General features: G+C 36.5%; 10 protein-coding genes. 1 reads left to right on the top strand and 9 read right to left on the bottom strand.

The window, feature by feature from the left end; translation table 11 throughout:
• Window positions 1–7 precede the first annotated feature (7 nt).
• Together NAG76_11260 and NAG76_11255 are read right to left on the bottom strand one after the other, a co-directional pair.
• Window positions 8–757 carry an ABC transporter permease gene (locus NAG76_11260; GenBank protein URN92479.1) on the bottom strand — a complete coding sequence of 250 codons (750 nt, stop codon included), beginning with the start codon at window positions 755–757 and terminating at the stop codon, window positions 8–10.
• Window positions 750–1709 carry an ABC transporter ATP-binding protein gene (locus NAG76_11255; GenBank protein ID URN92478.1) on the bottom strand — a complete coding sequence of 320 codons (960 nt, stop codon included), beginning with the start codon at window positions 1707–1709 and terminating at the stop codon, window positions 750–752. The genes NAG76_11260 and NAG76_11255 overlap by 8 nt, the downstream gene beginning before the upstream one ends.
• Window positions 1710–1916: 207 nt before the next feature.
• Here NAG76_11255 and NAG76_11250 point away from each other — a divergent pair, with 207 nt between their 5' ends.
• The gene (locus NAG76_11250) at window positions 1917–2618 is read left to right on the top strand and encodes a hypothetical protein (GenBank protein URN92477.1); all 702 of its coding nucleotides are present in this window, start codon (window positions 1917–1919) and stop codon (window positions 2616–2618) included.
• A 97-nt stretch (window positions 2619–2715) separates the two neighbouring features.
• Here NAG76_11250 and NAG76_11245 read toward each other — a convergent pair whose 3' ends face one another.
• From NAG76_11245 to NAG76_11215, 7 genes are all read right to left on the bottom strand, one after another.
• Complete coding sequence (locus NAG76_11245; protein ID URN92476.1) at window positions 2716–3660, bottom strand: ROK family protein; 945 nt, start codon at window positions 3658–3660, stop codon at window positions 2716–2718.
• A gap of 213 nt (window positions 3661–3873) precedes the next feature.
• The gene (gene nagZ / locus NAG76_11240; protein ID URN92475.1) at window positions 3874–5490 is read right to left on the bottom strand and encodes a beta-N-acetylhexosaminidase; all 1617 of its coding nucleotides are present in this window, start codon (window positions 5488–5490) and stop codon (window positions 3874–3876) included.
• A gap of 16 nt (window positions 5491–5506) precedes the next feature.
• Entirely contained in the window at window positions 5507–7063 is a 1557-nt protein-coding gene (locus tag NAG76_11235; GenBank protein URN92474.1) for a response regulator, read from the bottom strand.
• 16 nt (window positions 7064–7079) lie between these two features.
• Window positions 7080–8855: a sensor histidine kinase gene (locus tag NAG76_11230; protein ID URN92473.1), complete on the bottom strand. Its 1776-nt coding sequence runs from the start codon at window positions 8853–8855 to the stop codon at window positions 7080–7082.
• A 20-nt stretch (window positions 8856–8875) separates the two neighbouring features.
• Complete coding sequence (locus tag NAG76_11225) at window positions 8876–9703, bottom strand: carbohydrate ABC transporter permease (GenBank protein URN92472.1); 828 nt, start codon at window positions 9701–9703, stop codon at window positions 8876–8878.
• A 10-nt stretch (window positions 9704–9713) separates the two neighbouring features.
• Entirely contained in the window at window positions 9714–10586 is an 873-nt protein-coding gene (locus tag NAG76_11220) for a sugar ABC transporter permease (GenBank protein URN92471.1), read from the bottom strand.
• Between the two features lie 82 nt (window positions 10587–10668).
• Window positions 10669–12042, bottom strand: coding sequence for an extracellular solute-binding protein (locus NAG76_11215; protein ID URN92470.1), 1374 nt, complete (start codon window positions 12040–12042; stop codon window positions 10669–10671).
• Window positions 12043–12174 lie beyond the last annotated feature (132 nt).

Raw genomic sequence — 12174 nt, 5'->3', positions numbered from 1 at the left:
TCATTGATTAAATATCACGTTTGTTGAATACAGTGAATGAAATGGCTAGGAACAGAGCCATATACAATACAATCATAATACTTGAAAAACCTATTGTCATACCTTCCATAGGTGCTCCGCCATTACTATAAGCTGATAAATTAGTATTTAGAAATAACGTATACTTTGCCCATTCATATCGTGATAACAACATAACGAAAATTCCTTCTGTGAAGTTGAGTACTAGACCAATACCAATCGTAGCACCCATCGATCTTGTTAACACCCCAAACATAAACATCAGCGTTGCATATACAGTGGTGTATAGTAATGTATTTCCGATATTTTTCAAAACAAGCGTCATAGAAAGATTGGACGTATCAAGTAGCAATACCCCCATCACTAATGCAATGATTGCAGTAAACAGCATCAGTGCAATAATATACAAAATTAATGTGACATATTTTGAAGCAAGAATGGTAGAGCGTGAATGTGCACGTATTAATAGAAACTTAATCGTACCAAGTTGATGCTCTATCGTTACAATACTTGCCGTAAAAATAATAGCAATCAATACAAAAATTGAGCCAAATCCATCTAGACCTAATATGAGATTCACATAATCGGTTGCACCCATATTTTCACGCAATACGGTCTGATTAATGATAATTGCTGCTGCGATTGCCATAATTGCCATAATCGCATAAGCGATGAAAAAGCTTTTTTTCTTATACAGCTTCTGCGCTTCATTTTGTACCAATTTCATGAAATTAGACAATTTGGCCACCTCCAGTCCATTTCAAGAACTCATCTTCAAGTGTTTGTTTTTCTTCAACGATCCGATATATCCCCACACCTTGCTTACTCAGAGCACTTACGATACTTGGCACATCCTCATTCTTCGTTTGTAAAATTACACGTTTTGCTTCGACATTAACAGTTAAAACATTAACCGATGGTAAAGTCTGAATCGTTGAAGCAGCTAATTGTGCGTTATCAACAATAAACATTAGCTTAACACCCTCATTAGTTGCAATATTACTCGCACTATCACCTAGTAATTGCTCAGTTACAAATTTTCCTTGTTGAATTACTACAACACGACTACACATAAGCTCCATCTCAGAAAGCAGATGACTGGATACGAGAATTGCGATGCCTTCGACAGTTGCAATTTTCTTCAAATAATCACGCATTTCACGAATACCTGCTGGGTCAAGGCCATTCGTTGGTTCATCAAGGATAAGAATACTTGGATTATGCAATAACGCTTGTGCAATACCGAGACGTTGTCGCATCCCTAATGAATATGCTTTTACTTTCTTGTTCATCGCATCCGATAGACCAACTAACTTAACGACCTGTTGCAATCTTTCTTCGGTAACACCTTCAGACATTCTTTGGTATTGCTTCAAGTTATCTAGTCCTGTCATGAACGAATAGAATTCTGGATTCTCAACGATTGCTCCAACATGTCTAATCGCTTCTGTAAATTGACTGCGAATACTTTTACCTTGAATGAATACATCTCCACTTGTCATTTTGATCAATCCAACGATCATTCGAATCGTCGTCGTTTTACCTGCACCATTCGGACCAAGTAACCCTACAATTTCACCTTTACGAACTTGAAAACTCAACTGATCTACCAATGTTTGTTGACCAATTTTCTTAGTCAATTGATCTAACGATAATATAATATTGTCTTTGTTGTTTGGAGTCTGACTCACAATATACCACCTTTCGTGTACCGCTGTATGAGTTAAATAGTACACTAGTATTTCCAGTTTGTAAATAGGCACAACAAAAAAATACACCTCTTTTTGTAAGAAGTGGATTTTACGTGAGCGCACCATAAATTGTATTATTATTGTAGGTATACAATTATTGTTAATTTTAATATATAATAGTTTAATTATATGAATTTGGAGGCGAATATGAAAAAGACATTATTCACTAGTATTATGTTATTAGCACTTACTTTACTTATCGCATGTAGTAGCTTATTACCTTCTCCATTACCATCCAAGAATAATACCATCGATGAAATCGTTACGCCTACTAGAACTCCCAAAAAGGTTGATCGAGATGAATCCTCTAGAGCTGATATTCCTATAGAAACAGCGAAGCCAACACCAGAGATTGAGACACAAGATACAACTACAGAATTTGAAAGTAACATTGACAAACCAAAACCATCAATTAAACCCAAACCTATTAAAGACAAAACTAACAACGAATATATTAATATTATTTCTGAACTAGATCCAATAGTAGTAGCAAACAAAATAAAAGACTACGCAATTCAAGAATGGGAAGACGACTATTCTATGCAAAAGTACATCATCGATGAACAAACTGAAAGTTATCAAAACTTATTAACTGTTGTCATCGACTCTGAAGTTAAAAATATCATTATGAAAAATGCATTTGACAATTGGCAGTATGAATTAGACATGGTTGAATATGAGTATACTTATCAACTTGAAGCATATAACAAAATGATCAAGATTAAGCCATCCAACGATGTGCAGCAACGTATCCTTGATAAAGCGCTTAAAGATTGGGCACCTGATTTTGAGATGGTGATCTATGATTATGAACAACAATTAAAAGATTATGCTGAAATAAATAACTAATAAATACACCACCAATGTTAGTTAATTCTAACCATTGGTGGTGTATTTTAAAGAATAGAATAATCCTTAAACATCGTAACTAATAAATACATCCTAATCATTGAGAATTTGCTGCGTCCATAAAGAAAATACCTGCTGCACCAAGTACTCCGATCTCTCTACCAAACGATGTTTTTTGTACTGTAACTTGATTGCGCATCGTCGGTAAGCATCGATTATTGATCGTCTTATAAGCTTCCTCGAATAGTAAATTATCATTATTTATTATTCCGCCACCTAATATAACCTTAGTAGGATTAAATAAATGAATTAATGAAACTATCGAATTGCCAAGATATATTCCAGCTACTTTTACGATATCAAGTGCTATTCCATTTCCATTACGCGCAGCATCAAATACATCTTTCGTAGTCCAAGAACGACCTTTAAGTTTACCTAATCGTCTGTTCGCGATATTAGCGATAGCTGTACCTGAACAATAATTTTCAAGACAACCATAGTTTCCACATCGGCACTGTTGACCCATTACGTCTATCGTTATATGTCCAAATTCTCCAGCACTATATGACTCGCCCTTCAAGAGTTGACCACCATTAATAATACCAGCTCCAATACCAGTGCTCACCGTAATATAAATAAGATCTTTCATTTCTTTCTTAGCACCCCAGACATATTCTGCTACCGCAGCCACATTAGCATCATTTCCTATTCTGACAGGTACATTAAATCTCTCTTTAAGAATAGTTCCTACTTCCGCATTATGCCAACCTAGATTAGAGGCATAAACAATACTTATACGTTCGCAGTTGATAACTCCAGCGGATGAAATACCAATGCCAATCCATATACCACGTTCTGGAATATGACATTCCAAGGAAGTAACCGCTTCCACAATTGTCGAGAGCGTATTCTCCCATCCATGCTCAGGCAACGTCGGAAACTCAATTTGATGCAATATTTCTCCATTTCCATTAACTAGTGCTACAAGAGTCGTAGTTTTACCAATATCAACTCCGATTACATATGTATTATGACCTAGCATATGTTACATACTCCTTTAGCTAGAGAATTTATGTCAATAATAACATAAAAATATCATAATTTTCCACATTATAAAGACCACTATGGTCATATCGAGATGTATTGAACAACATCGAAATGTTACAAAGTGGTCTTATTCTTATATAAGAAACTTTAATTACAAACTGTAAAAATTGACTTTCATAAGCTGATAAGATGGAACGCAATAGAACGATTAAGCTTCCTGTTTCACACCGTTATCAAAGTCCAATTGAACAGGTAGTTTACCTTTGAACGGTTTACTACCAACCAATACTTGACTAAGTGCTCTTATCATTGCAGGTCGATTTTCATAGGCACATATATACGTATCTTCACTAGACAATAATTCAATATCATATGGATTACGCAATGAAATAAATACCAAATGTTCTAGGTTAAGTGCTTTGAGTAGTTGAATTAATTTATGCTGCCCCTCAGAAAACGTCGCATTGTACATTCCCATCACGACTTGCTGAATCGGTTGTGACGATAACTTAGTTATTATATTGTCGATCTCTTCTTTCGAAGGTATATTTCCAATGACAACTTCATCTACTATAATCCCTTGTTGTTGTAACTGTGAACCTAATGTCATCTCCTGTTCAATAACTTCATCGACTTGAGTAGATTCTCTTACTTCAGGCCAAATAACTAACGTAGGTTCAGGTGCTAATGGGATATTTTTGTGTTGATCTTGTACTAAAGTCGCTGCACTTTGCATCATTTCATCACAAATGATTTGCGAATTTGGATCACCAATAGGGTGCCATTGATTTTGCGCTTGAATCATTCTTTGCTGCTGTGCATATTTCACTTTCAGTATTCGTGCAACTGACTCATCCAATCTTGCTTCGCTGATCTCGCCTGTTTCAATTGCTAACTCAATCGCTTGAAACGCAGCAAGTTGACGTTCTAGTCTATGACTTACTAGAATTAGATCTGCTCCTGCTTTGAACGATTCAACAGCACCTCTACCTACACCAATCCCTTGAGAAATCGCATTCATTTCTAGGCAATCTGTAACAACTAAACCACGGAAACCCAGCTCTTCACGTAATAATTCAGTTAATACGCGATAAGATAATGTCGCAGGTTTACCATCTGGCTCAATGGCCGGAAACTGTACATGAGCAGTCATAATCATATCAACCTCTGCTTCAATCGCTGCCTTAAATGGGACTAGCTCTATAGCATGGATACGCTCCAAGTCATGTGCTACAGAAGGTAATTCATAATGTGAATCAGCCGTTGTATCTCCATGTCCAGGGAAATGCTTTGCACATGCAGATATCCCGATTTGCTGATAACCATCAATCATAGATTTCCCTAATTGAGCTACTAGTTCTGCTTTTTCACCGAATGAACGAATGCCAATTACCGGATTTTTCGCATTATTATTAACATCAAGTACTGGAGCAAAATTAACGGTTATACCCATTTGAGCCAATTCCATTCCCGAAATGCGTCCTGCTTCATAAGCATACTGGGCATTTCCGGTAGCACCAAGCGTCATCTGACCAGGCATTAATGTAACATCCTGATCGATACGCGCAACCATTCCACCTTCTTGATCAATCGCAATGGATAGAGGGATATTATTGCTCTGTGCTGATAGTTGCTGAAGTGAATCACTTAATTGTTTAATTTGTTCACTTTTCCCTACATTACGACGGAAATAAATAATTCCACCAAGATGATAATCACGGAATAACATCTCAATATGTGAAGGTATCGTATGCCCATCGAAGCCGAACATCATGATTTGACCAATCTTTTGTTTCACCGTTAATTTAGAAATATCAACTATCATTCGAACTAGCCCCATTTCAATTAGTTTTTTGTTCACGATATTCAGAAGGTAATACGCCTACTCGCTTTTGAAATACTTTATTAAAGTATCTACGTTCGTTGTAACCAACGGTCTTTGCAATATCTGCAATACTTTTCTTGGTCATCGTTAACATAGACTTAGCGCGTTCTACCCGCGCATTGGTCACATATTCGATAAAAGTAACGCCGTAAAATTGCTTGAATAACGTGCTAAAGTAACTAAGACTAATACTTAAATGTTTCGCTACTTCTTCTGCAGCTAGGTCCGAAGAAAGATGAGATTCAATATATTCTGCTGCTACATGAATAGATACTTGCGGACGCTTATATTGATGTTGCCCGAAAGCTTCCTCTACCATCTTATTGATCAGCCCGATTAACTCTTTGACTTTTCGAGTTTCTTTCAACTGACTCCAAATTTCTTTCTCATATTCCAAACTTATTGCATCATAACGACGTAATTCCTTAATAATATAGACGGTAATTGAGTTAGCTAGCTTCTCAACTTGCTGAAGTGACTCTTCTGATAATAGTTTAAGTTGTCTAATCATCTCTTCTAAACATTGGTTGGCCAAATCCCGCTCCCAATGTTTAATTGCGGAAACCAATTTTTCTGTAGGCTTCCATACCGCTTGAACATTTCCACTTAACATTGGCTTGGCTTCACGAACCATAATGCACGGCTGATTAGCAAAAGATATTTCTTTAATAATCATTTGCCAAGTCTGATGAATTTGCTTAGCCTCAATAACATTTTCAAATGTGCCGATGACATAATTGTTCTCGCCAAACATATCTAGTTTCTCGTAACAATATTTCATTAACTCCGTTGTCTGATGCTCCTCTAGCCCTTCCAGATCACCAGCAACAATTAGCCCCCAAAATCCCACTTCAACTTGAAACATATAACAAATGACATCGTATTGATACGTTTCTTTTATATGAATAGAGATTTGATCGCATAAATCATCAATAGGAGTAAAACTCGCACTATGTTGTTTACATTCAAGCACCATTAACACAAATTGCTGCTCCTCAAGTCGAAACCTATTGCTCCAATCTTGTAGATGAGATCCATCATAGAAGCCATTGATCAGATCTAATAACACTTTTTCATAAGCGATATCTTTAACTCTATCCTGTTCCATATCATCTTGTTGATGTTGTAACAAAGATTGACGAATTTTCGTTATAACCTTTACAAACAATTCTTGCAAGGCATCATAATCTATCGGTTTCAAAATATAATCAATGACGCCGTATCGAAGAACTGAACGAGCATATTCAAACTCTTGATATCCAGTTAACATAATAACTTCTGTCTCTTCATTAAATGTACGTAGACTTTGTAAAAATTCAATACCATCCATAACTGGCATACGTATATCACAAAAGATAAGATGGGGGTTATGCTCACGAACCATCTCTAACGCTTGCACGCCATTTTTCGCAAAGCCAACAATTTCAACGTCGTACTGTTCCCAAGGTAAAATTATCTGCAGATTGCGCAAAATATTAATCTCATCATCAATTAACAGAGCCTTTAATCTCATAACTCCCCCCATCCTTTCATTTTGGAATTGTCATTTGAATAATCGTGCCATGTCCAGGTGCACTACAAATCATAAGGCCATATGGCTCACCGAATCGCATACGAACGCGATCTGCTACATTACTAACCCCTATGCCTCTACGCTCTCCTAGTTCTGGTATGTTGACAAAGGCATTCATATCGTTAGACATATAATGAATCTTACACAATTGTTCGGCGGGAATTCCATGTCCATTATCTTGAATTCTAAAATAAAGATTATCTTCGCTATCGGTAATCTCTATTCGTATCGATCCTAAATATTCAATACCTTCGAATCCATGTTGAATACTATTCTCAACTAATGGCTGCAAGGAAAGCTTCAACGTCATAAAGTTAAGCAATCTTTCTTCTACAATAATTTCATATTCAAATAAATCTTCAAATCGATAACTTTGAATATCTAAATAACTGCGTACATGGGCAAGTTCTTGTTCAATCGTAATCTCTTCCTGCTGTTGTATACTAATTCGCAATATGTTCCCTAGCTTAGATACCATTTGACTTACTTTTCTACCTTGATTTTGAATCGCTAAAATATTGATTGATTCAAGTGTATTAAATAGGAAATGTGGCTTAATTTGAGCCTGTAGCACTGCCATTTCAGCAGCTCGCTTTCGTTCATGCTGCTCTTTAACCTCTTCAATTAACTGATCCATTCGATAAAGTAATCGATTAAAGCCTCGTGTCAATAATCCAATCTCATCATTACCTCGAACGACCACACGCGCATCTAAATTACCACGTTCAACTTCTCGCATCACATGTGCGGTTTCAACAATAGCTTTGGAAATTCTTTGAATAAAGATGAGAATGAACAGACAAGCAAATATCATACAAATCCCAATGGATAAAGCAACAATAATTCCGATCCACGTAAATTCTCCGCCAATAACATTCCAAGGTGTAACTGCGACGAGTCGCCATTTCTCTGACTTTCCAAAATGAATAGCTGAGACGATGGAGTCTACACCACGAAAAGAAACACGTCCACTATCATACCCCGAACCCCAGTTCTGAGCAGGCATTAAATCATCTAGTGATTGTTGTTCCAATTCTCGATTACTATCGTAAAGAATAAGGCCTTCATCATTTACAATCATATAATTGGTATATTCCTCTTTGTAGCGGAAATACCGAAATATAGACTCCAGATCAGAATTATGAATTTGAACTAGCAATATTCCTTTGTTGGCTAATGTGTCAATATCTTTAACGACACGCGCAAGTGTGAATACTTGTTCATTCCCTGTTAATTCGGTATGCTCATATGGTCCAATCCACACTGGAAGTCCATCTTTTGCAATAACCTTTTTATATATTTCTAGTTCTTTAAATGTTTCAAAAGGAAGTGGAGCAAAACTATCTTTAGAAAATAATTTATGCACATTTTCTTGCTGCAGAGTGTACATAAAAGCATATCTAACGGAAGGATGGTTGACGAGCAACTCCCTGAAATTACGTTGTACTTCATTTAACTCTAAATAATTAATTTCGTCGATTTCTGAATTATGCATATTAAGCAACGCTTCTTGAATTGCATCACTAGCAATTGTACTATCGGTAACTTTATTCATCTCATTGAATACTTGCTCCACATTGCGAAGGAGGGCACGTAGCGTTAACTCTGTCTGATCAGAATAACTACTCTCCGTCATGTTAGATATAATCTGATATGCTATTGTGCCAAGGACAAGTAAAGGTACGATAATCAAACATACAAAAGCTGTAATCAACTTCCGTTGAAGCGACATGCAAATTCACAATCCCCTCATTACCCCTTCACAGCACCTGCGGAAACACCTTCAATAATTTTCTCTTGTAAGAAAGCATAGAGAATTAGAACAGGTGTTACACTGAATACAATTCCTGTACAAATTAATGCATAGTTCGTTTGGAATGAATCACGGAATCCAACCATACCTGTTGGCAATGTTTTTAGAGCATCTTTACTAATAAAGAAGTTTGCCAATAAATACTCATTCCATGAACCAAGGAAATTCACAATAAATACAGTAACTAATGCAGGTAATGTAAGCGGTAAAATTATTTTATAAAACAACTTGAACGAACCTAAGCCATCTACAACCGCTGCTTCCTCTAGCTCATTAGGAATCGATCTCATAAATGCTGCTATTAATAATACACTAACTGGTAGCGCACCCGCCGTATACGGTAAAAATAATGCCCAATGCGTATTCAAAATGCCCATCTTCATGACTAAAAGATATTGAGCGATAAATAGTACGTTACCAGGGATTAGCATACCAATTAATACAAATTGATAAATAATTTTACTTACTTTCATATATCTCATACGTACTAATGCATAAGCAGTAGCTGCTGAAAGCAATACGCCTGTCAATGCTGAAGTTGTTGCTAAATAAGCACTATTAAAAAAGTATACATTAATTTTCGCTTTTACCCAAGCATCTACATAATTTTGAAAATAAAGTGACGTTGGAAATCCAAATGGATTCTCAGCAATTTCTAGATTACTTTCTTTTAAGGAAGAGAATAGAACAAAAACAAACGGAAATAAAATAATAGCAACATAGATCAGAAGAAGAACATGAGGTGATGCCTTTTTTAGTATTTTCATTGTTTTATTCTCACTCCTTTGTTTTTCCAAATGTTAGTTGGTATATCGCTGTTAATACAAGTGCAAATGCAAAGATAATAAGTGAAATGGCTGTTCCTAAACCATAACTAGGATTTACGCCCATTGCTTCATTAACTAGATAAGATGCCATAACTTCAGTCGAACCTACAGGTCCACCATTAGTCATAACGAGAACGATATCAACGACACGCATTGCTCCAGCAATAGAAAGCATTACAACGACAGAAATGATTGGTTTAATTAATGGTACTGTTAAATACCAAGCACGTTGTAATCCAGTTGCTCCATCAATTTCCGCTGCTTCATTCATTTCTTTCGGCAAAGCTAAAATTGCAGCTAATACTAAGACGATATAAAAACCAACCCATTGCCAAGCGTTAACGACTAGAATAGCAGGTAATGCCCATTTCTCATCCGCTAACCAAAAAATAGGTTCAATCCCAAAAATCCCAAGGAAACTGTTAACTGGACCAATATTAGGATGAAGAACAAATCCCCATAAAATACCTATAACTGAAGTAGACAGAATAGAAGGAATAAATACAGTAGTCTTGTACAAACGTTGGAATCTTTTTACGTTGGCAATCAATAAAGCAAAAAATATAATTAACGGTACTTGAAGTCCTACTGAGAAGAGGATGAAGTACATATTATTTTTAATAGCCGCAATAAAATCTGAATCTGAAAATACTTTTATAAAATTATCAAATCCGATAAATTTATAAACATCTAGGCCGTTCCAATCAGTGAAAGCATAATATGAAGACGTTAACATCGGATATATAAAGAATAAGCTATATAATATTAGCGTAGGTATAATCATGACGATATAAACGAAAGGATTACGTAATGGATGCTTCATGTAGCTAACCTCTCTTCTCGTTAAAGTATACGGGGAGTGCTGCCTACTTAACTGGCGGCACTCCCCTTTTAATTTTGTTTAATTATTGTGTGTCTTGAACAGCTTGGATCTTGTCACCTACAGATTGTGCAGTTTCTTTACCTGCAATCAACTTAAGCACTTGATCTTCTGCTTCTTTATATACTGCAGATGTAACAGTTGAGTCGAAGTGAGAGAACGCTCCGCCTGATGCACCCATAATGCTGATTACTTTTTTCACAATTTTATCTTCAACTTTGCTAGTCGAATCAGCAGATAGTTTGATTGAAGGAAGTAGTCCATCTTCTAGCAAACCTCTTAATTGCATTTCTTCACTATACAAGTTTTTAATGAATGCTTTAACAGCAACTAGCTCTTGCTCAGTTAAGTCAGATGAGAAACCATAACCATTACTGTAGTTACCGTTAACGAATGTTTGATCGCCAACGCCACCAGGTACTGCAGGCATAGAGAAGAATCCAACTTTGTTAGTAAGTGCTCCAGCTTGTGCCTCGTCGCTGAATACAGAAGATCTCCAGCTACCATCGAACATCATACCAGCTTTTCCACCTACGAATTCATTCAACATATCAGCATATTCAAAACCTAGCTCACCTTTAGTGAAGTAACCTTTTTTCAACCACTCTTCATACTTTGCAAATGCTGCAACAACTTCAGGAGAGTTGAATTTCGCAGTACCTGCAGGGAATCCAGAAATAGATTCAGGTCCAGCATAACGACCGATTAAAGTATTAACTAACATTGCAGGTACCCATGCACCTTTAGAACCCATAGCGAAAGCTGTGTAACCATTGTCAGTTAATGTTTGAGCTGCTTTTTCTAGCTCTTCAAACGTCGTTGGCTCAGCGATTCCAAGTTGTGCGAATAGGTCTTCATTGTAGTAGAAACCTTCTGTGTTACCACCGATAGGTAAACCATACACTTTACCATCTTGTGTAAATTGATCTAGGTTCAAGAAGCTATCGCTTAAGCCTAGTTCTGTAAGAATTGGTGCCAAGTCAAGTAAACGACCAGCAGCACCATATTTCAATGCATCACCTGCACCACCGAATAAGTCAAAGATTTTTGGTGGGTTACCAGCTGCCATTTCAGCAGGTAACTTAGTGAAACGGTTTACACTATCTTCAACGCCATCTAATTCGAAAGTTAAACCTTCTACTTCTGCTTCTGTCTTAGCTACTACATCATCCAAAATTGCTTTACGGAACTTCTGAGCTTCACCAATTTGAATGTGACGAAGGGATACCGTAAATGGCTCCGCTTTCTTTACTTCTGTAGTTGGAGTTGGTGTTGGAGTTGCTTCATTACCGTTATTCGTTCCAGCCGGTTTATTATTGCCTCCATTGTTACCACATCCAGCTAGTACAGTCGTTGATACAAGGACAAACATAATTACAGTCATTAACATTTTCTTCATTTCTTGACCTCCCAATTAATTGTTAGTCTTTCTTGTTATCGCTTACAAGTTGATTATAACAAGCCTTAATATAATGCATAAGACCTACATTTCCATTTTTTAAGGGGTAATATTCTTCGATTTTACAATTTG

It is taken from the genome of Candidatus Pristimantibacillus lignocellulolyticus (genome assembly GCA_023639215.1).
In the GTDB taxonomy this organism is placed as follows: Bacteria; Bacillota; Bacilli; order Paenibacillales; family Paenibacillaceae; genus Pristimantibacillus; species Pristimantibacillus lignocellulolyticus.
This window is presented reverse-complemented; position numbering and strand designations above follow the sequence as displayed.